This window comes from Neorhizobium alkalisoli, from assembly GCF_002968635.1.
Classification (GTDB): Bacteria; Pseudomonadota; Alphaproteobacteria; order Rhizobiales; family Rhizobiaceae; genus Neorhizobium; species Neorhizobium alkalisoli.
On sequence record NZ_PVBN01000001.1, the window covers coordinates 337,936 to 360,030 of the forward strand.

General features: G+C 60.3%; 16 protein-coding genes. 10 read left to right on the forward strand and 6 right to left on the reverse strand.

What is annotated here, in order from left to right; all coding sequences use genetic code 11:
- Positions 1–34 precede the first annotated feature (34 nt).
- From C5L13_RS01630 to C5L13_RS01635, 3 genes are all read left to right on the forward strand, one after another.
- Positions 35–1,231: a BaiN/RdsA family NAD(P)/FAD-dependent oxidoreductase gene (locus C5L13_RS01630; RefSeq protein ID WP_105382031.1), complete on the forward strand. Its 1,197-nt coding sequence runs from the start codon at positions 35–37 to the stop codon at positions 1,229–1,231.
- A 139-nt stretch (positions 1,232–1,370) separates the two neighbouring features.
- Entirely contained in the window at positions 1,371–1,508 is a 138-nt protein-coding gene (locus tag C5L13_RS28895; protein WP_170117184.1) for a hypothetical protein, read from the forward strand.
- A 162-nt stretch (positions 1,509–1,670) separates the two neighbouring features.
- On the forward strand, positions 1,671–3,512 hold the full coding sequence (locus C5L13_RS01635) for a methyl-accepting chemotaxis protein (protein ID WP_105381514.1): 1,842 nt from the start codon (positions 1,671–1,673) through the stop codon (positions 3,510–3,512).
- On the opposite strand, the gene C5L13_RS01640 is transcribed toward C5L13_RS01635, so the two are convergent.
- Positions 3,452–3,718 (reverse strand): hypothetical protein, encoded by a 267-nt coding sequence (locus tag C5L13_RS01640; protein WP_105381515.1) that lies wholly within the window; start codon positions 3,716–3,718, stop codon positions 3,452–3,454. The genes C5L13_RS01635 and C5L13_RS01640 overlap by 61 nt on opposite strands.
- 90 nt (positions 3,719–3,808) lie before the next feature.
- On the opposite strand from C5L13_RS01640, the gene C5L13_RS01645 reads away from it, so the two are divergent.
- A complete protein-coding gene (locus C5L13_RS01645; RefSeq protein ID WP_105381516.1) occupies positions 3,809–4,672 on the forward strand; it encodes a LysR family transcriptional regulator in 864 nt (287 codons plus the stop codon).
- Here the strand turns inward: C5L13_RS01645 and C5L13_RS01650 are convergent, their stop codons facing one another.
- Complete coding sequence (locus C5L13_RS01650; protein ID WP_105381517.1) at positions 4,673–4,924, reverse strand: SMc00767 family acetate metabolism repressor; 252 nt, start codon at positions 4,922–4,924, stop codon at positions 4,673–4,675.
- 71 nt (positions 4,925–4,995) lie between these two features.
- Positions 4,996–6,285, reverse strand: coding sequence for an isocitrate lyase (aceA, locus tag C5L13_RS01655; RefSeq protein WP_105381518.1), 1,290 nt, complete (start codon positions 6,283–6,285; stop codon positions 4,996–4,998).
- Positions 6,286–6,489: 204 nt separating this feature from the next.
- Here aceA and C5L13_RS01660 point away from each other — a divergent pair, with 204 nt between their 5' ends.
- From C5L13_RS01660 to C5L13_RS01680, 5 genes are all read left to right on the forward strand, one after another.
- Positions 6,490–7,908, forward strand: coding sequence for a helix-turn-helix domain-containing protein (locus C5L13_RS01660; RefSeq protein ID WP_105381519.1), 1,419 nt, complete (start codon positions 6,490–6,492; stop codon positions 7,906–7,908).
- Positions 7,909–8,029: 121 nt separating this feature from the next.
- Positions 8,030–9,127, forward strand: a complete 1,098-nt coding sequence (locus tag C5L13_RS01665; protein ID WP_105381520.1) for a polyamine ABC transporter substrate-binding protein — start codon at positions 8,030–8,032, stop codon at positions 9,125–9,127.
- Positions 9,128–9,201: 74 nt separating this feature from the next.
- Positions 9,202–10,359 carry an ABC transporter ATP-binding protein gene (locus C5L13_RS01670; RefSeq protein WP_105381521.1) on the forward strand — a complete coding sequence of 386 codons (1,158 nt, stop codon included), beginning with the start codon at positions 9,202–9,204 and terminating at the stop codon, positions 10,357–10,359.
- Positions 10,360–10,376: 17 nt separating this feature from the next.
- The gene (locus C5L13_RS01675) at positions 10,377–11,294 is read left to right on the forward strand and encodes an ABC transporter permease subunit (protein ID WP_105381522.1); all 918 of its coding nucleotides are present in this window, start codon (positions 10,377–10,379) and stop codon (positions 11,292–11,294) included.
- A 1-nt stretch (position 11,295) separates the two neighbouring features.
- Entirely contained in the window at positions 11,296–12,114 is an 819-nt protein-coding gene (locus C5L13_RS01680) for an ABC transporter permease (RefSeq protein ID WP_105381523.1), read from the forward strand.
- Between the two features lie 21 nt (positions 12,115–12,135).
- On the opposite strand, the gene C5L13_RS01685 is transcribed toward C5L13_RS01680, so the two are convergent.
- Complete coding sequence (locus tag C5L13_RS01685; RefSeq protein WP_158693368.1) at positions 12,136–13,986, reverse strand: AsmA family protein; 1,851 nt, start codon at positions 13,984–13,986, stop codon at positions 12,136–12,138.
- 182 nt (positions 13,987–14,168) lie between these two features.
- On the opposite strand from C5L13_RS01685, the gene C5L13_RS01690 reads away from it, so the two are divergent.
- Entirely contained in the window at positions 14,169–16,121 is a 1,953-nt protein-coding gene (locus tag C5L13_RS01690) for an acetoacetate--CoA ligase (RefSeq protein WP_105381525.1), read from the forward strand.
- A 266-nt stretch (positions 16,122–16,387) separates the two neighbouring features.
- Here the strand turns inward: C5L13_RS01690 and C5L13_RS01695 are convergent, their stop codons facing one another.
- A complete protein-coding gene (locus tag C5L13_RS01695; protein WP_105382032.1) occupies positions 16,388–18,037 on the reverse strand; it encodes an ABC transporter permease in 1,650 nt (549 codons plus the stop codon).
- A 66-nt stretch (positions 18,038–18,103) separates the two neighbouring features.
- Positions 18,104–21,898 (reverse strand): ATP-binding protein, encoded by a 3,795-nt coding sequence (locus tag C5L13_RS01700; protein ID WP_105381526.1) that lies wholly within the window; start codon positions 21,896–21,898, stop codon positions 18,104–18,106.
- Positions 21,899–22,095: the final 197 nt, after the last annotated feature.

A 22,095-nucleotide genomic window follows, 5' to 3' on the forward strand; every position in this document is an offset into this window, starting at 1 on the left:
GAGGCGAGGATAGCGAAGAGCCACCGTGGAAATGATGGAGCGCCGGGTGACGCGGAAATTCGACGTGGTGGTTTTGGGCGCAGGCGCCGCGGGGATGATGTGTGCGATCCGAGCCGGCGCGCGCGGGCGTTCGGTCCTGCTGCTCGACCATGCGAAGGCGCCGGGAGAGAAGATCCGCATCTCCGGAGGTGGACGATGCAATTTCACCAACATCCATGCCGGCGCCAAGAATTACCTGTCCTCCAATCCGCATTTCGCGAAGTCCGCGCTCGCCCGCTACACGCCGCGCGATTTCCTGGATATGGTAGAGGCGCACAAGATCGCCTGGCACGAGAAGACGCTCGGGCAGCTTTTCTGCGACGAAAGCGCCAAGGACATCATCCGCATGCTGCTCGTCGAAATGAAGGCGGCGGGGGTGATCCTTGAACTGCAGAAGCAGGTCACGTCGGTCGAAAAGGCTCTTGATGGCTTTCGCATAGCGACTTCCGAAGGCCCGGTGGAAACTGCGGCGCTCGTCATCGCGACGGGTGGCAAATCGATCCCCAAGATGGGGGCGACCGGCTTTGCCTACGAGGTCGCTAGACAGTTCGGTCTGAAGATCACCGAACCGCGTCCGGCACTCGTGCCGCTGACGCTCGATCCGAACCTGTTGGAGAAGCTATCGCCCCTATCCGGCGTCTCTGTTGCGGCGGAGGTGCGGCACGGCAAGACGGCCTTCAGGGAAGCTTTGCTGTTCACTCATCGCGGCTTGAGTGGTCCGTCCGTCCTGCAGATATCCTCCTACTGGCGAGAGGGTGACGACATCACTCTGGTGCTCGAGCCGGATCTGGATATTGCGTCCATGCTCAAGGGCGCTCGCAAGGTCAACGGCCGGCAGGCAGCGCAGACGGTGCTCGCGGAGGCGTTGCCTAAGCGGCTGGCGCAATTCTTCGTCGAGACGAGAGGCGTGACGGGACATCTGGCCGATCTTTCCGACAAGGTGATTGACGGACTTGCGTCCGCCATTCAGAGCTGGGCGATCCGACCCGCCGGCTCGGAGGGTTACAGAACGGCAGAGGTCACACTCGGCGGCGTCGATACCTCGGCACTGGATTCCAAGACCATGGAAGCGAAGGCGGTGCCGGGGCTCTATTTCATCGGCGAGTGCGTGGATGTGACGGGTTGGCTCGGCGGTTACAATTTCCAGTGGGCGTGGGCCTCTGGCCATGTTTGTGGGGAAGCATTGTCATAGTGCTTGATTCAGTACTTGTTAATATGCGTCCCCCATCCTGCCTTAATGCCAGCAAAATCCTGTGGTTAAGAGCTGGTATACGCAGCCTGCCGGGTCGCGGCAGGACGTCGAAAGCAACAGTTTTTGGGGTTCAGGATTCATGCAGAAAACCCGCCGTGCCCGCGCAATTGCAATCGCACTGGTCAAGGACGACGCCAAGCAGAAGCGTTTGCGGCTTCTGGCGATCTCGATCGGCGCTATGGCAGCTCTTCTCTCGCTTCCGGCGTTTTTTCATTAATCGCTCGCAGTCATTCTAGGAGACTGGTTCGCTGCAGCCGCGAGGCGCTGCATGAACCCAACTGGATTTAGTGATGGATCTGGAGTTCCATCGGTTCAGTAAAATTTTACAGGTTTCTAATAATAATCCGACTGTCTAGGTCCCACAGGGAAGGCTTGGTTCGTGTCGAGATTGTTTCCATCGTCCGTAGTGTCGCGGATTGCATTTTTCTGTCTGTTCATGATTTTCGTCGCGATAGCGGCCGTTGGCGGTCTCGCCTACGCCCATCTGCGCGGAGACATTATGGAAACGGCGATGACCGATGCCCGCAAGGCGGTTCGGACCATGAGCCTGCTTTATGAACTTGAGTTGCCTGGCGCCAAGAGCGAGCTCCGTGATGGTCTCGTGTCACGCGTGCTTCAGGGCGAGGGAGCCTTGAACGATCACGATCTGGTCGATCGTACGGCCGGCGCCATCGGCGGCGTTGCGACCCTCTTCGAAAAGCGCGGCAGCGACTACGTTCGTGTCTCGACCAACGTGAAAACGGAGAAGGGCGAACGCGCCATCGGCACGAAACTTGCCGCCGAGCACCCGGCGCAGCCGTTCCTCGCCCGTGGAGAAGCCTATTTCGGCCCCGCTGTCTTGTTCGGCCGGGATTTCATGACCGGCTATTTCCCGATTACCAACGCCTCCAACGCTGTTACCGGCCTCCTGTTCATCGGCATCCCGATGGAGGTCTACTTCGCTCATATCGCCTCCTCGGCCTACGTTATCGTCGGCAGTTCGATTGCCGCGCTCGTGCTGGTCGGTTTGGTGAGCTTTTTGGCTCTGAAGAGCTTGCTCCGCCCGCTCGGTGTGCTGACAAGCACGGTCAGGACACTCTCCGGCGGCAATGATGCCGTCGAAATCCCTTACACCGAGCGCCGCAACGAATTCGGCAACATCGCCCGCGCGCTGGAAGTGTTCCGCGACGCTGCCCGGGAAAAGCGGCTGATCGAGAACCGAAGCGTCGAGGAGCGCTCCGAAGCGGAGGCCGAACGTCGACGGAACGACGCGGAAAAGCAGCATGTCGATCAGCAGATCGATCTTGCGGTCAGCGAACTGGCAGCGGCTCTCTCCCGTCTGGCGCAGGGCGATCTTTCGACCACCATCGAGACGGCTTTCTCGGGCAGGCTCGAACAGCTGCGGAACGACTTTAACGGCTCTATCGTCCGGTTGCGTGACACTCTTTCCGACATTCGCGAAAGCACGCTCTCCATCCAGAAGAGCAGCGCCGGTCTCAGCCATTCGTCGACCGAACTTTCGCGCCGAACCGAAACCCAGGCGGCCTCGCTGGAAGAGACCGCCGCCGCAGTGGACGAGATCACGGTAACAGTGCGGTCTTCGGCTGAGCGTGCCCGCGAAGCCAATCACGCCGTTTCGGAGACCAAGAAGAGCGCCGACAGCTCCGGAACCGTGGTCAACAACGCGGTTGCTGCCATGGGACGTATCGAGGAAGCATCGCGAAAGATCGAACAGATCATCGAGGTGATCGACGACATTGCCTTCCAGACCAACCTTCTGGCGCTGAATGCCGGGATCGAGGCAGCGCGCGCGGGGGAGGCCGGCAAGGGCTTCGCTGTCGTGGCTCAGGAGGTTCGCGAACTTGCGCAACGCTCCGCTGGAGCGGCGAACGAGATCAAGGATCTGATCACGCAGTCTAGCCAGGAAGTAAGCTCCGGCGCCGGTCTGGTGCAGCAGGCGGGTGCCGTGCTCGCGGCCATCAGTCAGCAGATCACCGGCGTCAGCCAGCATGTCGACATGATCGCGACCGCCAGCCAGGACCAGTCGGCAGCGCTTCAGGATATCAACAACTCCGTCAACCGTATGGACCAGATGACCCAGCAGAACGGTGCGATGGTCGGTGAAACCACCGAGGCGAGCCGGCGTCTTGCCGAAGAGGCTGACGCCCTGCTTCAACTTGTTCAGCAGTTCCGCATCGACGGCGTAAGGCATTCGCGCCCGCAGGCTTCCCGCGCGGCTTGAGGTTTCTTGTCGGAAATCCGTGGGGCGGCAGCGATGCCGCCCTTCTTTGTTTTCAGCTTGCCGACGAGATGCAGTACCCCCTCGAGCCAGCGGGGAACCGGTGAGCCGAAATGCTCGTAATAAGCCTCCTCTGCCCGCCGGCTGCCACGTTTCTCGGCGGGGTAGATAGGGCGGGAAAGGATGAGGGCGACGACATTCTCATACATCGGGAATTGCTCCTTCTGGAAAGCCGTCTCCTTCTCTAAACATAAAAAACTGCTTCTTGTAGCGCAAAAAACCGCTTATGTTTTTCACTCATGAAAAACGTCGCCTGGGATGCTTACGAACTTTTTATGCAGGTCGCCCGCCATGGAGGGCTGTCCGGGGCGTCGGCCGTCAGCGGCCTCAGTCCAGCAACCCTTGGCCGTCGCATGCTTGATCTGGAGGAAGCGGTCGGTCGGCCACTCTTCGTCCGCAGCCGTACAGGCTATCGTCTGACGCCCGACGGATCGACCTTGTTTTCCCAGATCATGGAAATGGAGGGGACGATCCGGCGGATCGAAAACTGGAAGCGCGAGGGCGTTACGTCTCCTCTCGTCCGTGTGGCATGCGGCACCTGGCTTGCCTGGATGTTTACCCGCAACCTGTCTCTCATCCGCACGGAGCAGGACAACTTTCGCCTCGACTTTTATGTGGCGGAGCGGCGTGCGAGCCTTGCGCACCGGGAAAGTGATATCGGCATTCGTGCCTTTGAGCCGCAGGAGCCGAACCTGGCGGCAACAAAACTCGGCGACGTCGCCTATGCCGCCTATCGCGCCCGAAGTGCGCACCCCTCCATGGCGGACCGATGGCTTGCTGTTTCGGAGGAGGATGCCATTTCCGCCTATCTGCGCTGGCCTCATGAAGAGAGGTCCGATCAGATCGTGGTCACCGTGAACCGGCCACGCTCCCTGCGCGACCTCGCCCTTGCCGGTGCCGGCACCGCGGTTCTTCCCTGCTTCGTCGGTGATCAGGACATGCGTCTCGAACGTGTCGGAGACGAGATCGCGACCCTACGGCATACCCAGTGGGTAGTCATGAACAACGACGATCGCCACCGCCGGGAAATCCGGACGGTGGTCGATCGCATGGTCAGGTTCGTCAAAGGCAGTGCGGATCTCTTTGCCGGAAAGCGTTCCTAATCACTGAACCCGGTTCGTTACGACGACCGGGATCATCAGGTCTCCCCAATGGCCGTCGCCGCCATGGTGCCGGGCGGAACGTACCAGTTCAACCGAAACGCCGGCTTCGACCGCCTTCATGATGGCGTGGTTGAGGCGGTGAAGGTCGTTGGCGAGCGTACGGATCGCGGCCTGCTGTTCGGGTGTCATGGAGGACGACTGTTCCTCGGCGCGTTCCTTGACATGGGTTTTGACGGGGCTCTCGATATTCATGGCATTTCTCCTCTTTTTCTGGGTCGGGGTTTTTGAAGATCCCTGCCCTCCGAGAAGGGCAGGGGGCATCGTTATTCCGCGGCCGGGCGGAACTGGTCGTGCTCGGTGGATTCCTTCATGGCAGTGGTGGACGAGAGGCCGCCGGTGATCGCCACGGAGACGGCATCGAAATAACCGGTGCCGACTTCGCGCTGGTGCTTGGTTGCGGTGTAGCCGTTGACTTCCGCCGCGAATTCGGCCTCCTGCAGCTCCGAATAGGCTGCCATCTGGCGGTCCTTGTAGCCGCGGGCAAGTTCGAACATGCCGTAGTTCAGCTGGTGGAAGCCGGCGAGCGTGATGAACTGGAACTTGTAGCCCATCGCGCCGAGTTCGCGCTGGAACTTGGCGATCGTCGCGTCGTCCAGGTTCTTTTTCCAGTTGAACGAGGGCGAGCAATTATAGGCGAGCATTTTGCCCGGATGAGCCTTGTGGACGCCTTCGGCGAACTTGCGCGCCTGCTCGAGATCCGGCTTCGAGGTTTCGCACCAGATGAGGTCGCAATAGGGTGCGTAAGCCACCGCGCGAGCGATGCAGGGCTCGAGCCCATTGCGGACCTGATAGAAGCCTTCAACGGTGCGACCGGCGTCATAGTCTACGAAGGGTTGGTCGCGCTCGTCGATATCCGAGGTGAGAAGCTTGGCAGCTTCGGCATCCGTGCGTGCAATGACCAGGGTCGGCGTGCCCATGACATCGGCTGCAAGACGTGCCGCGGTCAGGTTGCGGATATGGGCAGCGGTCGGAATCAGAACCTTGCCGCCGAGATGTCCGCACTTCTTTTCCGAAGCCAACTGGTCTTCATAGTGAACACCGGCAGCACCGGCTTCGATGAAGGCCTTCATGATCTCGAAGGCATTGAGCGGTCCGCCGAAACCGGCTTCCGCGTCGGCGACGATCGGAGCGAACCAGGTATCGACCGAAAGCCCCTTGCCTTCGGCGGTTTCGATCTGGTCGGCACGCTGCAGGGTGCGGTTGATGCGGCGCGCAAGTTCCGGGGCCGCATTGGCCGGATAGAGCGATTGGTCGGGATACATGGAGGATGCCGTGTTGGCATCGGCTGCGACCTGCCATCCGGAGAGGTAGATTGCCTTCAGGCCGGCACGAACCTGCTGCATCGCCTGGTTGCCGGTCATGGCGCCGAGCGCGTTGACGAAATCCTCCTTGTGGAGCAATGACCAGAGCCGGTTGGCTCCAAGTTCCGCCAGTGAATAGCGGATGTCGGCCGAGCCCCGTAGCCGCTTCACATCGTCCGCCGAATAGGGCCGCTGGATGCCTTCGAAGCGATCCTTCGGTGCGCCAGGGACGAGTGTGTAAAAATCTGTCATTGTCATTCTCCCATACAAAGTAACCACTGCGCTCAACCGCGATCTGGTGTGACTAGATTTACAGAGAAGAATGCTGCACTGCCAGAAAAGAAGCAAAAACCGCGGCTGGAAAAGGGTTATGATGTATTGCCTTTAACAAAGGCTTCTGTGAAAATGTCAAAATTGTAAAAGTCGCGTTTGTAGAAATTTTGTAAAAGGGGCAAAATGGCTGAGCGGAAGATATTCGCAGGTCCCCGGGTCCGGCGGGTACGGCTGGGGCTCGGGCTGACCCAGACGGCGATGGCGGATGCACTCGGGATTTCGCCGTCCTATCTCAATCTGATCGAGCGAAACCAGCGGCCGCTGACGGTCCAGCTCCTTCTGAAGCTTGCCTCCGTTTACAAGGTCGATCTCGATGCGCTGCAGGGGGAGGCGGGAGGCCTGACGGGCCAGCTTCGCGAAGTCTTTGCTGATCCGCTGTTGGCCGGCGAAATTCCGGGCGATCAGGAAATTCTCGAAGTTGTCGAGGCGGCTCCCAACGCAGCGCTCGGCCTGATGAAACTCTATCGGGCCTATCGCGAGCAGGCGGCGCGGCTTTCCGACCTCGCCGACCTCCTTGCCCGCGAGGGTCATGAAACCTCAATCGCGGGTGCGCGCCTTCCGATCGACGAAGTGCGCGAGGTTCTGGAACGGCGTCCGAATTTTTTCGGGCGCATCGAGGATGCGGCCGAGGCTTTTGCAGAAAGGCTGGGCACCGGCGACGAACTGCCGGGCGCATTGAAGGCCTGGCTGAAGAGTGAGCACGGTATCGTGGTGCGTACGCTTCCTGTCCACGCCATGCCGAACCTGCGGCGCCGTTATGACCGCCACTCGATGCGTCTGTTCCTGTCCGAACGCCTCTCGCCTTTCGATCGCACCCGCGAACTCGCGATGGAAGTGGCGCTGCTCGCGCTGGGACAGGAAATCGCGACAGAACTCGATGATCTGGCCTTCTCGACCAACGAAGCTCGCCGGATCGGGAGGTTCGAACTCGCGCGTTATGCCGCCCACGCGCTGATGATGCCCTATGGTGCATTCCTGTCTGCGGCCCAGCGCGCCCGCTACGACCTCGATGTGCTGCGTTCCCGTTTCGAAGTCTCCTTCGAGCAGGCGGCCAGCCGCCTGACATCGCTTGCGCGCCAAGGTGCCGTCGGAATTCCGTTCTTCCTGATGGAGCTTGATCATGCTGGCAACGTGATCCGGCGTGCAGGCGCGCAGGGCTTTCCCCTGGCACGTTTCGGAGGACACTGTCCGAAGCTCGGCATTCACGCCGCGTTTGCTCAGCCGGGACAAATCCTGATCGACCGGGTCGAAATGCCTGATGGCGCCGCGTTCGTCACGATGTCGCGAACGCTTGATGGTCCCCAGGCCGGTTTCGGTGAACGGGTACGGCGCACGGCCGTTCTGCTTGGCTGCGACCTGTCCAATGCGGGCGATGTTGTCTACGACGGCGCATTGCCGGGGCCGGTGGGAACGGTGCTCGCCGGTACGGCCTGTCGCCTTTGCGAGCGGCAGGGCTGCCTCTCCCGTGCCGAGCCTCCGATCACCCGTCCGCTCGGTCTGGACGAGATGGTCACCGGCTTAAGTGCCTTCGATTTTCAGTGACCTTTGTGGCGGTGCACATTTCCCCTTGTGGTGGGAAAAATTCCTTTCTACTCTCCCGAAAAAGATAAGGGAATTAAGCGCGTTTCGCATTCGCGCAGAAAAAACTGGAACAGGAGAGATCATGAAAAACCATTTGCTCAGCTTAGCCGCCGCCGTTGCCGCGACGGCATTTGCGGCGACCACAGCCATGGCGCAGGAGCGCGTGGTTCATGTCTATAACTGGTCCGACTATATCGACGAGTCGATCCTGGAAGATTTCACCAAGGAAACCGGCATCAAGGTCGTCTATGACGTCTTCGACAGCAACGAGATGGTCGAGACCAAACTTCTCGCCGGCGGCTCGGGCTACGATGTGGTTGTTCCGACCGGCCCATTCCTGGCTCGCCAGATCCAGGCCGGGGTATTCCAGAAACTCGACAAATCGAAGCTGCCGAACCTCTCCAACATGTGGCCGCAGGTGATGGAGCGCCTCGCCAAATACGACCCCGGCAACCAATATGCCGTCAACTACATGTGGGGCACCACCGGCATCGGCTATAACGTCGAGAAGGTGAAGGCTGCGCTGGGGGGCGTGCCGGTCGACAGCTGGGACGTGCTGTTCAAGCCTGAAAACGCGGCAAAACTGAAGGCCTGCGGCATCAACATCCTCGATGCATCCGACGAGACCTTTGCAATTGCGATGAACTATATCGGCAAGGACCCGGATAGCAAGGCGACCGCGGATCTGGAGGCGGGCGGCGACGTCTATATGAAGGTCCGCCCCTATGTGAAGACCTTCAACTCTTCCTCCTATATCGATGAGCTCGCGAACGGCGACACATGCATTTCGATCGGCTGGTCGGGCGACGTGCTGCAGGCCAAGGATCGGGCCGAGGAGGCGAACAACGGCGTGAAGGTCGAGTTCGTGATCCCGAAGGAAGGGACCTACATGTGGTTCGACAACCTGGCCATTCCCGCAGACGCCAAGAATGTCGAAGAAGCACACGTTTTCATCAACTACCTGATGAAGCCTGAAATCATCGCCAAGGCATCGAACTACGTTCAGTATGCCAATGGCAATCTTGCCTCGCAGAAGTTCCTCGACAAGGAAGTTCTCGACAACCCTTCCGTCTATCCGCCCGAAGATGTCGTCAAAAAGCTCTTCACGATCTCGCCTTACGGCTCCAAGGAGCAGCGCGTACTGAACCGGGTCTGGACGCAGATCAAGACCGGCAGCTAACACAAGAGAGCGGGGCAGGCGGAAACGTCTGCCCCGAACGCTATCGGGCTTTGGTGGGCGAAACGGGGTAAGGCATGGCGAAATCTCTCGGGCCGGTAAAACGCAAATTCTCTCCCTGGACCGATCCTTCGGCGGTTCCTTTCATCCGCTTCGAAAACATCACCAAGCGCTTTGGTGATTTTACCGCCGTCGATAACCTGACGCTGGATATCTACGAGCGCGAGTTCTTTTCCCTCCTGGGTCCTTCGGGCTGCGGCAAGACCACGCTGATGCGTATGCTGGCAGGCTTCGAGGAGCCGACGGAGGGTCGTATCCTGCTTCAGGGCAAGGATATCTCCGGCGTGCCGCCCTATCGTCGCCCCACCAACATGATGTTCCAGAGCTATGCGCTCTTCCCGCACATGACGGTGGAGAAGAACATCGCCTTCGGGCTGGAGCAGGATAACCTCCCGAAAGGGGAGATTGCCGCTCGAGTCGAAGAAATGCTGAAGCTCGTGAAGCTGGAAACCTTTGCCAGACGCAAGCCGAACCAGCTCTCAGGCGGACAGCGCCAGCGCGTCGCCTTGGCGCGTTCGCTGGCCAAGCGTCCGAAAGTGCTGCTTCTCGACGAGCCGCTCGGCGCCCTGGACAAGAAGCTGCGCGAGGAGACGCAGTTCGAGCTGATGGATATCCAGACCAATCTCGGCCTCACCTTCCTGATCGTCACCCACGATCAGGAAGAGGCGATGACCGTATCGGATCGCATCGCCGTCATGGACAAGGGCGTGATCATGCAGGTGGCAACACCGGCAGAGATCTACGAGGCCCCGAACAGCCGATATGTCGCGGACTTCATCGGCGACATCAATATTCTCGAAGGCACGGTCTCCACCACCGAAAGCGCGCTTGGAGCGCCGGGGGCCGTGCGGATCGATTGCGACGGCGTTGCGGTTGCCGTCGAGCAGGAGTGCCAGGCGGTGAAAGGCGACAAGGTTGCCTTCGCGATCCGCCCGGAAAAGGTGCGGATATCTCCTGACCAGCCGGCCGACACGTCCTTCAATGCCGTTTATGGCGAGGTCTGGGATATCGGCTATCTCGGCGACTTCTCGGTTTTCCTGGTCAAGATGGCCGACGGCCGCATCGTTCGTGCAGCGCAGGCGAACGTATCTCGCCTCGTAGACCGGCCGATTACGTTTGGGGACATGGTCTGGCTCACCTGGCCCCTCGATGCTGGCCTGGTGCTGACGCGCTGAGCGAGGAGGAAGGCGAAATGGCGAGCGTTTCCGAAACCCAGGCCGCCAATACGCCGAACCCGGCGCGCTGGCTTGTGGTCGTCGTGCCCTATCTCTGGCTGCTGCTCTTCTTCGCGGCGCCGTTCCTGATCATCTTCAAAATCTCGCTGTCGGACACGGCGATCGCCATGCCGCCCTATACGCCGGTCTTCCCCGGTTTCGGTGCGATCCGCGACTACATTTCGGAACTGGACTTCGAAAATTACCTCTTCCTCACCGAAGACCCGCTCTACATAAAAGCCTATCTGTCGTCGCTCAGGATCGCGGTGATCTCCACGTTCCTGCTGCTTCTCATCGGCTACCCCATGGCGCTCGCCATGGCGCGGGCGCCTTCCAGCCTGCGCCCAACGCTGGTTATGCTGGTCATCCTGCCCTTCTGGACTTCCTTCCTGATCCGGGTCTACGCCTGGATCGGCATCCTGAAGCCGGACGGCCTCCTGACATTGCTTCTCCAGACGACTGGGCTTTTGGAACCGAACGAGCAGATCCAGATTTTCAGGACCGACATCGCCGTCTTCATCGGTATCGTCTACTCCTATCTGCCGTTCATGGTGCTGCCGCTCTATTCGGCGCTGGAGAAGATGGACAATACATTGCTGGAGGCCGCGAGCGATCTCGGTTGCCCGCCGTGGAAGGCATTCTGGAAGATCACCTTTCCGCTGTCGCTGCCGGGCGTCATTGCCGGGTCGATGATCTGCTTCATTCCGATTACCGGCGAATTCGTCATCCCCGATCTCCTCGGAGGCGCCGATACCCTGATGATCGGCAAGACGCTCTGGACGGAGTTCTTCGGCAATCGCGACTGGCCGCTCGCCTCGGCCGTAGCGGTCGTCCTGCTGATCATGCTGGTCGTGCCGATCGCAATTTTCCAGAACCAGCAGAAAAAGGTGGTGTGAGATGAAATCGTCCCGCTTCGACGCCACCGTCCTGACGCTCTGCTTCGCCTTTCTCTATATCCCGATCATCATTCTGATCGTTTATTCGTTCAACGCATCCAAGCTGGTGACGGTCTGGGGCGGGTTTTCGTTGCAATGGTATCGCACCATGTGGTCCAATGAGGGGCTGATGGATGCTGCCTGGGTAACAGCGCGTGTCGGCGTCCTCAGCGCCACGCTCGGCACCGCGCTTGGCACGCTCGCCGCTCTGTCCCTCGTCCGTTTCCAGAAATTCCCCGGGCGAATGCTGTTTTCCGGTATGATCTACGCGCCGCTCGTCATGCCGGAGGTGATCACCGGCCTTTCCATGCTGCTGCTCTTTGTTGCGCTGAATATCGACCGCGGCTTCTGGACGGTCATCATCGCCCATACCACCTTCACCATGTGTTATGTCGCGATCGTCGTTCAGTCGCGCCTCATGACTTTCGACCGCAGTCTGGAAGAAGCGGCACTCGATCTCGGCTGCCCGCCCGTCAAGACCTTTTTCAAGATCACACTGCCGCTGATCTTGCCGGCCGTTATCGCGGGCTGGATGCTGGCCTTCACGCTGTCGCTCGACGATCTGGTCATTGCGAGCTTCAACACCGGCCCGGGCGCGACGACGCTGCCGATCAAGATCTATTCGCAGGTGCGCCTGGGCGTGACGCCGGAAATCAATGCGATCTGCACCATCCTGATCGGTTTCGTGACCATCGGCGTGATCGCCACATCGATAGGCACCAAGCGGGCGGAACTCAATCGCATCCGCGATGAGCATGTCGCCCTGCGGGGTACGACCTGATCAGGGTCAGGAGTTTGCTTGCTATTCCGCCGGTTTTGGCGCGGCTTGCGAAACCGGCCAAATCACCGGATTGGGCCAGGAGCCTCCGATGAAGACCGTCAGCTGTGCGGGGTCTTGAAGTGCCGGGTGAATGGTGGCGGAAAGCGCGAGGCTGTTGCTGGCGTAAGGTATCACCCCGGAAATCGTCAACGTATCGTCGCTGCCGGTAATCTTCCCATCCTCGATTTCGGCCGAGCCATTGGCGATACGCGCGGTGAGGTCGATGCTATCGAACTGCAGATTGCCGTTGCCGGCATCCCTTAGCGAGAAATATGGCTTGTAGGTCGCAAGCTGCCTGACGCCTCTAATGTCGACGCCGGGGAAGAAACCCTTTTCCCCGCGAAAACGCAAATGTCCCTCCGCCTCGCGCCACGCCTGCGAGGTTATTGGCCGGCGGATGTTGAGCGACAAGTCCAGGGAGCCGTGGGCAACCGGCAGTGGGCCACCGAGGCCGAGGTTCTTGATGACATTGCCAAAGTCGGCGCCCTGCACCGCGATGTGCAGGGCCATCTCGTCCTGCCGATCGACCGCTGCCGTGGCAAGGCGTCCGGTCAGCCGGCCCGTTTCGAAATCGCTGTCGACGATGTCCACTCGGGACTGGGTCGGCGTATCCAACACGCTTACGGCGGCTTCGGAGAGACGGAGAGGACCGAGCATCGCCTGTTCCGCCGAGAGCCGCAGGTCGAATTCTATCCCCGTCTGCACGTTGCTGTTGTTGTTTGCTTCATCGGCGGCCGGCGTCAGCACGTCGACGATTCCCGACAAGTCCAGCCGGTCAAAGGCAAGCGTGCCGGTAAGACGCGGTAGCCGGCCTTCGGGGACCATCAGATCCAGAATGCCGGTTGCCTTGTCGTCGTTGAGGCCGAGCGATAGGTTCTCGAAGCGCAGCGTATTCTCATTGGTCACGAGGTGCGCACTTAGAGAGAGGCTTTTGATGCGCTCCGCGCCTGGAAAATTCACGCCCGACCACGCCATGACTGTTGCAAGGTCGGGAATCGTCAGTTCGGCATCGCCGGATAGGAAGGCATGTGTCGCAAGGTTGGCGACGCCTTGGAAGCGCCCCTGGAAAATGTCGGATACGATAACGCCGGATGCGTTGCCGCTTCCGCCTGCGAGGAGCAGGAGAGGCTGCGCCGAATTGAAATCGAGGGAAAGCTTGCGGCCGTTGAGTTCGCCCCTGGCTTTGATTTCCATGCCTCGGGAAAGCCAGGGCCAGTGGAGGTCCCCTTCGATGGCGGCAAATCGCGCGGTGCGACCGCTCGAGACGTCCGAAATTTCGAGAGTTCCGTTGGTGATGCGGACCTCCCCCATAGGAGCGTCGGCATCTGCGGCGAGCAGCTGGCCGCTGGCGTCGGGTTTTGCTTCACGCACCGCCCGGCTCAAAAGTCCGTCATTCGTCCAATCAAGCCGCCCGTCCGGCTCCCGCAGCACGTAGATTTGCGGATCGGTGAGGCGGAAATCCTTGAATTCGGGCTGCCCGATCAGGGTTTGAAGGAGGTCGAACGAGGCGGACAGGCGCGCGACGCGGCCGAGCACCCGCTCGCCGCCGTCCACCGGCTTGCGGATGGTGATGTCGCGGAGCGTAATCCTCGGCTCAGGCCAGAACCGGATGTCCGGAGATCCTTCGATCGTAACGTCGTGGCCCGTCCATTCGGCCACGGCCTCCTCCATGCCTGCCCGCACCAGGGTCGAGGAGATCAGGAAGGGAGCGACGATCTGGAAAAGGGCGAAGAGGCCCAAACCTGCGAGAGCGCCGATCAGCAGATTGCGGATCCGCCGGCTGAGCGGGCGCTTCAGGTGTTTTGGCAGATTTTTGATCCCCAGGGTCAGCATGTTCCACGCGAATATAGGAAATGGCAAGGTCGCGCAAATCTGCGCCTTCTTGCCCGGCACTCCTCTTTATCATGCAGTGCAGCATGTTATACAGACCAAGGCAATTCAGCTTGAATTCAAGTCTGAGAGGCTATGGCAAGAGCTCGTTTGGTCAGACGGCTCTCTGGGATGGAGGAATGGGAATGGCCAACCAACAGCCGCTGTGGAGTCCTTCGCAGGAAGCCCAGCAGAAGACCCCGCTTTTTCACTTTATCGATTGGTGCGGCGAGCGCCATGGGAAGAGCTTTGCGGATTATGACGCATTTTACGCCTGGTCGATTGCCGAGCGGGAGGCGTTCTGGTCCGCAGTCTGGGATTATTGCGGCGTAAAGGGCGAGCGTGGGGAGCGTTCGCTTGTGGATGGCGACGATATGCTCGCAGCCCGGTTCTTTCCCGATGCGACGCTGAATTTTGCAGAAAACCTTTTGACCGGCACCGGCGCGGGCGATGCACTTGTCTTTCGCGGAGAGGACAAAGCGAGCGACCGCTGGTCCTGGGATAGGCTCCACGCGGAAGTTTCCCGCCTGCAGCAGGCGTTCAAGGCTCTCGGCATCGAGAAAGGCGACCGGATTGCGGCGATGATGCCCAACATGCCGGAGACCGTGGCCTGCATGCTGGCGGCGACCTCTATCGGCGCGATCTGGTCCTCCTGTTCCCCGGATTTCGGCGAGCAGGGCGTTCTCGACCGTTTCGGCCAGATCGAACCCAAGCTCTTCATCACCTGCGACGGCTATTGGTATAACGGCAAACGTCAGGATGTCGCTGCCAAGGTGAAGGCGGTGTCCCTGGCGCTGAAGACACCGGTCTTGGTCATTCCCTATGCCGGAGATGCCCCGGCGCTCGCCGCCTCGCTTTCCGACGGGCGCACGCTCGGTGAATTTACTGCGCCCTATGAGGCGAAATCGGTCGAGTTCGAACCGCTGCCTTTCTCGCATCCGCTCTACATCCTTTTCTCGTCCGGTACGACCGGCGTGCCGAAATGCATTGTCCACTCGGCAGGCGGCACGCTTCTGCAGCATTTGAAGGAACATCGCCTTCACTGCAGTTTGGAGCCCGCGGAGAAACTGTTTTATTTCACCACCTGCGGCTGGATGATGTGGAACTGGCTGGTCTCCGGCCTCGCCGTCGGTGCCACGCTCTGCCTCTTCGACGGCTCGCCCTTCGCGCCGGACGGCAATGTTCTCTTCGACTATGCGCAGGACGAGAAATTTGCCGTATTCGGAACCTCGGCAAAATATATCGACGCGGTCCGCAAGGGCGGCATCCTCCCGAAGGAGACCCACGATCTCCAGAACTTGCGGTTGATCACCTCGACCGGCTCTCCGCTTTCGCCGGAAGGCTTTTCCTTCGTTTACGAAGGCATCAAAAGTGACGTGCATCTTGCGTCCATATCCGGCGGCACGGATATCGTCTCATGTTTTGTACTCGGCAATCCGTTGAAGTCCGTTTGGCGGGGCGAAATCCAGGGATCCGGACTGGGTCTGGCGGTCGATGTATGGAATGACGACGGCGAGCCGGTGCGCGGGGAAAAAGGGGAGCTCGTCTGCACCAAGGCCTTCCCTTCCATGCCGATCATGTTCTGGAACGACCCCGACGGCAGGAAATACCGCGCGGCCTATTTTGAGCGGTTCGAGAACATCTGGTGTCATGGTGATTTCGCCGAATGGACCGAACATGGCGGCATCATCATCCATGGCCGCTCCGATGCCACTCTCAATCCGGGCGGCGTGCGCATTGGCACTGCCGAAATCTACAATCAGGTCGAACAGATGGAGGAGGTCGCGGAAGCCATCTGTATCGGCCAGGATTGGGAGGACGATGTGCGGGTCGTCCTCTTCGTGCGTCTGTCCGATGGCCGGCAGCTCGATGACGATCTCGTCAAGGCGATCAAGGCCCGGATTCGCACCGGTGCCTCGCCGCGGCATGTGCCTGCCAAGGTCATCCAGGTTGCCGACATCCCGCGCACCAAGTCCGGGAAGATCGTCGAATTGGCCGTGCGTGACGTGGTTCATGGCCGCCCGGTCAAGAACAAGGAAGCACTCGCAAATCCGGAAGCGCTCGATCTTTTTGCCGGTTTGGCAGAGCTTGAGAACTGAGAATATCCCGCTGGAAGCCGCTGATGTGTATCATGACAACTCATCAGAAATCAGGTTTCCCAAAAGTGGGCACCGTTTACCGGCTGTTAAGTCGAAATGCTCAAGAGTGGCGCAATAGGGACTCATCCGGTGTATGAAGACGCGTAGCCGCGAGCTTTTATGGACATGATGTCTCCACCAACCCTCGTTGGACAGCATTTAAATTTAAAGGCAGCTTTTGCTGCCTTTCTTTTGGCCGTTCCTGCAGCTCAAGATTGCGGCAATAACTATTGCAATCTGTTGAGCGAGCGCGACACCAGCGCCACCGGGACCAATCCGGCGAGAATGATGATGATTGCGGCGACGGAGGAATCCTCTATCCGGGCGCGCGATGCATCCTCGTAGACAAGCGTTGCCAGCGTGTTGAAATTGAAGGGTCGGAGCAGGATCGTTGCCGACAGTTCCTTCATTGTCTCGATGAACACGAAGAGAGCGGCTGTCAGCATGGCGGGGTGCATGTTGGGGAGCAGCACCGACCAGAGCGTCTGCCGCCGGTTGCGGCCAAGGGCACGCGCAGCCATGTCGAGATGTGGCGAGAGTTTTTGAAAACCGGCGTCCAGATTGCCCTCCGCCATGGCCATGAAACGAACGGTGCACGCATAGACGATCGCAAAGCCGGTGCCGGAAAGCAGCAGGCCAGTCGAAATCCCCACGCTCTCCCGCAGGATTCCGTCCAATGCATTGTCGAAGGCTGCAAGCGGAACCAGCACGCCCATTGCAAGGACGGTGCCCGGTATCGCGTAACCAAGCGAGGCGAGCCGGTTCGACAAGGCAACGAGCCCGGACCGTTCGCTGCGTGCCGCGTAGGAAAGGATAAAGCCGAGAGCAACGGAGCAGAGAGCAGTCGCCGTAGAGACGGTAATGCTGTTCCATAGCGCATCAAGGAGGCGGGGATCGGCAAAGTCCTCGATCCGCGCCAGCGCGAAGCGGCCCTGCACCACGAATGGAAGGCAGAAGCCGATGGTGACGGGCAGGGCACAGAAGACCGCCGCAAGCCAGCCTCTTGCGCCAGTCAGCCGTGGCCGCATTGCCGTGTCGGCGAGCGTGGTTGTCCTGTTGCCGGAAAAGCGCTGCTGGCGTCGGGCTGCTCGTTCGACGAGGATCAGGATCGAGACGACCAACAGCATCACCGCGGCGATCTGCGCTGCGCCGGAAAGACTGCCGCGGTTCAGCCAGGTGTCGTAGATGGAGAAAGTGAGAGTGTTGACGCCGAGAAATTCCACCGCCCCGATATCGTTCAGCGTTTCCATCATGACGAGCGTCAGCCCAATCATGATCGCGGGTCGCGCCATGGGAATCTGCACCTGAAAGAATACCCGAAGCGGGCCGGCGCCAAGGGTGCGGGCGACATCGGCCGCCGCCCGGCCTTGCATCATGAACATCGACCGGCAGGCCAGATAGACATACGGATAGAGGACGGAAGAGAGCACCAGCACCGCTCCACCCAGCGAACGAATATCTGGAAACCAGTATTCGCGGGCAGTCTGGTAACCGAAGATCTGCCTGTACCAGGTCTGCAGCGGCCCGGTGAAATCGAGGAACTCTCCGAAAGCGTACGCGGCAAGATATGAAGGAATAGCCAGCGGCAGCACCAGGGCGGCCGAGAGAAGCCGGCGGAAGGGGAAGTCAAAACTCGCAACCAGCCAGGCAGTGAGGACGCCAAAAGACGCGGTCACCAAACCAGTCAGAAGCAGAAGCCGCAGCGTGCGGCCGGTTGCGCGCGGCACGACATTGGCGATGATGTGCTGCCAGGTTCCATCCTCGCCGGAGACGGCAATCCATAAGATGGCGAGGATCGGCCACGCGATCACGGTGGCCACCCCCATGGCGGTCCACGAGAGCGGTCGGCGCGGCTGCCGCGCTTTCCGCCCCGGCATGGCGGGTGTCGTCGAAACCTGCAAGCTCTACTCCTCTTTCAAAGAGGAGTGCTAATCATCGGACAGTCAGTTCGCAAGCACTCGCGGCGAAGGGAAGGTAATTTCCACCAGTGTGCCTTCGTTCGGAGCCGACGTGATCGAGAAGGAGGCGCGGTTTGCGTCCACCATCGCTTTGGTGAGCGGCAGGCCGAGGCCGGTGCCGTCGCCGCGCTTGCGGGTGCCGCCCGCCACCTGGCGGAACGGCTTCATGGCGAGTTCGAGTTCCGGGCGCGTCATGCCGATGCCCGTATCGCGAATGCGAAGCACCACGTTGCCATTGGCTTCATAGGCCGTCGATACGACGATTTGCCCGCCCGAAGGCGTGAAGCGGATGGCATTGGACAGGATGTTGAGGACGATCTGCTTCACGGAGCGGAGATCGGCGACGACCTGCGGCACGGCATGCGAAAGCGCGGTGCGGATAATGACGCGTTGGCTGTTTGCCTGCGGCTGCACCAGAGATACGGCCTCGGAAACCGTTTCGTTAAGACCAACGGCGATGAAATCGAGTTCCATCTCGCCCGCCTCGATCTTCGAAATATCAAGCAGGTCGTTGACGATGTCGAGCACGTGCCGCCCGGAACGGCCGATGTCGTTGGCGTATTCCACGTAACGTGGATGGCCGATCGGCCCGAAACGTTCTGTCGCCATCATGTCCGCAAATCCGATGATCGCGTTGAGTGGCGTGCGGATTTCGTGGCTTACATGCGCAAGGAACTCGCTCTTGTGCGCGTTCGCGGTCTCGGCGGAGCGCTTCGCCGTACGCAGCTCTTCCTCGGTGCGTTTCCACTGGGTGATGTCGCGTATGACCGCGCAATAGCCGTTGGACGAAGTGAGCTTGCCGATCGTCATGAAGAGCGGCAGGAAGCCGCCGGACGCTTCCCGGCCGATCACCTCCCGGCCGTCATTCAGGACGCTGGCTACACCGTGGCCGGATAGCCCGCCAAGATAGTCGAGGATGGCGCGCTGGCTTTCATGGGCGAAGAGGGTCACGAAGGGTTTGCCGTCGATCTCTTCGTTGTCGTAGTTAAAAAGCCCGCTTGCGGCACGGTTGAGCGAGCGGATGTCGCCTTCGGCACCAATGATCACCACCCCGTCGGTTGCCGTCTCCAGAATGGCGCGCAGTTCCTCCACCTCGACCTGCAGTTTGGCGAGCTGATCGGCCGGACGACGGGGACGCAAGGGGATGATTTCTGCCGCATCGGTGCTATCAGATATCGCGCTTTCCGCGACGACCGGCATCAGCGCCAGCATCAGGGCGGTCGAATCGCCCCAGCGGACCGACTGCAGCCGTGCCGTCACCGGGACTACGGCATCGTCCGAACGCACGACGACCATGCCGCCTGCCTCCGCCGTCTTGCCCTCGAGATCCTGGCGTTGCAGAAGCGCGTCCAGGCCGCCAACTTCAACCAGTTCGTCAAGCGAGGCATAGCCGGTCAGTCTGAGGAATTCCGGGTTGCCGTGGATCAACTGGTCGCCGTTGTGGATAAGCAGTGCAACGGGCATCTGATCGACGATCTCCGCCGAAAGTCCGATCCGCTCGCGCACCGGGATCATCCGATTGAGAAGTTCGCGGTCGGAAAGCTCCAGCCCCGGGCCGATCGCCTCCTCTTCGCTGCCGTCGACGGGTTCATCCTCCGTCTCGGCGGCGCTCTGGTTCGGTTCATCGGCAATCGGGGCCTGGTCATCGGAGGCATCTTCTGCCGCTGCGACAGGTTGCTCTTCGATCACATCAGGTGTTTCCGGCAGATTTGCCGGCGGCGTATCGATGCTGTCCTGCTGGATAACGTCGCGCTTTTCATCCTGCGAGAGTTCCGCATCCTGAGCGGGATCGATGGCAAAGGGTTCGGTTTCGGCTGCTTCGGAAGCGGGTGGGGCGATCGGTGGTTCCGGCGCCTTTTCTTCGATACGCCGGTCGATGAAGCTGTCGAGCTGGCGGGCAATCTCGCGAAAGGCGGCCTGTTCGACGGGAGTCAGCCGCTCCCGGCCCGTGGAACGGTGTTCCTCAAGCTGGATGACCTTGTCGGAATAACGGCGGCCGGGATTTTCCACGATTCGAAGCGCCGGCTTTTCGCCTTCGGGCCAGTCGAGCAACGAAGGGGCCTGCCTGCCGGACAGCGATACCGGCTTCGGCTCATCGGCGGGCTGATCGTCCCCGGCGACTGTGACTTCGGTTTCGGCGGGTTCCTCAGCGGTCTCCGCCACGTCGTCGACGGGGCTTTGCTCGTCTGCAGCCGAAACGGCAGGCGCGCTTTGCACGCCGGCCTCTTCCGGCTGGACCGGCGACTCATCGTTTTCCAGCTCGAAGACGGTCGGCGAACCGGAGGATTGAGATATCGTATCCTCCGCCGGACCGGCCACATCTTCCGGCAGGTTGGGCGTGAGGGTCAGGCCGATGGCATTCGGATCTTCCGCCGCATCGCCGATGCGCACGATGCCGAAACCTCGAAAACCGTCGAATTCCCGGGTGCGGGTATAGGTGGGCAGAGCCGCGAGATCGACAGGCACCACAAGCGACGTGCCCTCGACGGGCCACCAGATCGTCTTGCCCGACCAGGTATCGCGTTTGTTGAGCAACTCGGAGATCTTGCCGTCCGGATCGAGGCCGAAGAGAGCGGCTAGATCGCCAAAGCCCATGCCGTTGATGTTGGCGGCATTCGGGCCGACCGCATCGGCGAATTCACTGGAAACCTCGCTGAACCGGCCGGTCGCATCGATCTTCCATACGAATCGGATCGCGCGTCCGTCGCGGCGGAACACGAAGCCGGCTGGATCCTGCGTCGAGGCTTCGTCGGTCGTCGCAACGGGTTCGGGCTCAGCGGGAACGCTGATTTCGGGCTCGACAACCGCTGCCGGCACGGCATCGCTCGTCTCTTCGGCAAGCGCCTCATCGTTTTGGTTGTCGCCAAATGCATGCGCGGAAATTTCCGACACTTCATCTGTCTGAAGCGAGATTTCCTCCTCCAGTTCTTCCGTGTCCTCGATTTCGGAGACGGCGGCGATCACATCCTCGAAACCGGCGGCAGGCACGGCCTCCACCGTGAAATCCTCGTCAGGTTCATCGGCGTTGGAAACGGACGCCTCGTTCGTATCTGTTTCACCTGCATGAGCCGCTGCGTTCACCGGCTTGAGGCCATCGTCAATGGCAGTCCGGTCTTGCGCGTTGGTTTCGACGGTAAACAGAAGATTTAATGCGGGCTCGTCGGAAAGCCGGCCGATGGCGGCCGGCAGATAGCCCTTGGCTGTCGGAATCGGTCGCTTGACCAGCCGGCTCGGGTCGTTGCCGGCCATGCTCGCCAGCATCCTTGCCGTCTGACTGGAAATGCCGAGGCCGGCAAACTTTGCGGAAGCGGCAAGCACCTCACCGTCCTTGTCAAGCACTGCCATATGCGTGTCCGGGTCGTCGAAACCTTCGATCATTCGTACGGCACGGGCTGAAAGGGAAAGGCGAGACTTTTCAACGGGTGCGCTGAAGAGCACCGCCGTTTCCCCCTGGATCCGGATGAGCTCGCAGGCAGCCTGGATAGGTACGCGCTGGAATCCGGAGGCTATGCGGATCATGAGATGGCGAACATCGCCGGCCGCGCCGAGCTGGCGTGCCGCCGTCTCTATCTGACGGAAGGCGATGTCATTGCGGTTCGGCCCCTGATCGAGAAAGTCATAGATGGAATCAAAGCCGAAAAGATCGGCGCCACGGCCGTTGCACCACAACGGGTCCATTCTATCCCGGGAAAACAGGATGATCGCTTCACCCGCCGCAAAACGATCGCGCACATGTTCGTGCACGGCGATGTCGATGAACGGGTATTGGACTGCGGACATAGGCGGAACCTGCAGAGTCAATTTAACCGCATTTCTGCGGCGTTTAACGGATTATTAATAACTCCCCCCCGCCTGCCGGTCGAGAGCGGCGCTTCTCAAACCGCTGATAGGGTTAATTTCGAAATTTTCATTGTGCGGTGCACAATATATTGCAATGCACAATGGAATGGGTTATATAAGAGGCATCACATCTTCGG

Coding starts and splice junctions, on each gene's coding strand:
- C5L13_RS01630 (WP_105382031.1), top strand. CDS start 35: ATGGAGCGCCGGGTGACGCGGAAATTCGACGTGGTGGTTTTGGGCGCA.
- C5L13_RS28895 (WP_170117184.1), top strand. CDS start 1,371: ATGCAGAAAACCCGCCGTGCCCGCGCAATTGCAATCGCACTGGTCAAG.
- C5L13_RS01640 (WP_105381515.1), bottom strand. CDS start 3,718: ATGTATGAGAATGTCGTCGCCCTCATCCTTTCCCGCCCTATCTACCCC.
- C5L13_RS01645 (WP_105381516.1), top strand. CDS start 3,809: ATGAAAAACGTCGCCTGGGATGCTTACGAACTTTTTATGCAGGTCGCC.
- C5L13_RS01650 (WP_105381517.1), bottom strand. CDS start 4,924: ATGAATATCGAGAGCCCCGTCAAAACCCATGTCAAGGAACGCGCCGAG.
- aceA (WP_105381518.1), bottom strand. CDS start 6,285: ATGACAGATTTTTACACACTCGTCCCTGGCGCACCGAAGGATCGCTTC.
- C5L13_RS01660 (WP_105381519.1), top strand. CDS start 6,490: ATGGCTGAGCGGAAGATATTCGCAGGTCCCCGGGTCCGGCGGGTACGG.
- C5L13_RS01665 (WP_105381520.1), top strand. CDS start 8,030: ATGAAAAACCATTTGCTCAGCTTAGCCGCCGCCGTTGCCGCGACGGCA.
- C5L13_RS01670 (WP_105381521.1), top strand. CDS start 9,202: ATGGCGAAATCTCTCGGGCCGGTAAAACGCAAATTCTCTCCCTGGACC.
- C5L13_RS01675 (WP_105381522.1), top strand. CDS start 10,377: ATGGCGAGCGTTTCCGAAACCCAGGCCGCCAATACGCCGAACCCGGCG.
- C5L13_RS01680 (WP_105381523.1), top strand. CDS start 11,296: ATGAAATCGTCCCGCTTCGACGCCACCGTCCTGACGCTCTGCTTCGCC.
- C5L13_RS01685 (WP_158693368.1), bottom strand. CDS start 13,986: ATGCTGACCCTGGGGATCAAAAATCTGCCAAAACACCTGAAGCGCCCG.
- C5L13_RS01690 (WP_105381525.1), top strand. CDS start 14,169: ATGGCCAACCAACAGCCGCTGTGGAGTCCTTCGCAGGAAGCCCAGCAG.
- C5L13_RS01695 (WP_105382032.1), bottom strand. CDS start 18,037: ATGCCGGGGCGGAAAGCGCGGCAGCCGCGCCGACCGCTCTCGTGGACC.
- C5L13_RS01700 (WP_105381526.1), bottom strand. CDS start 21,898: ATGTCCGCAGTCCAATACCCGTTCATCGACATCGCCGTGCACGAACAT.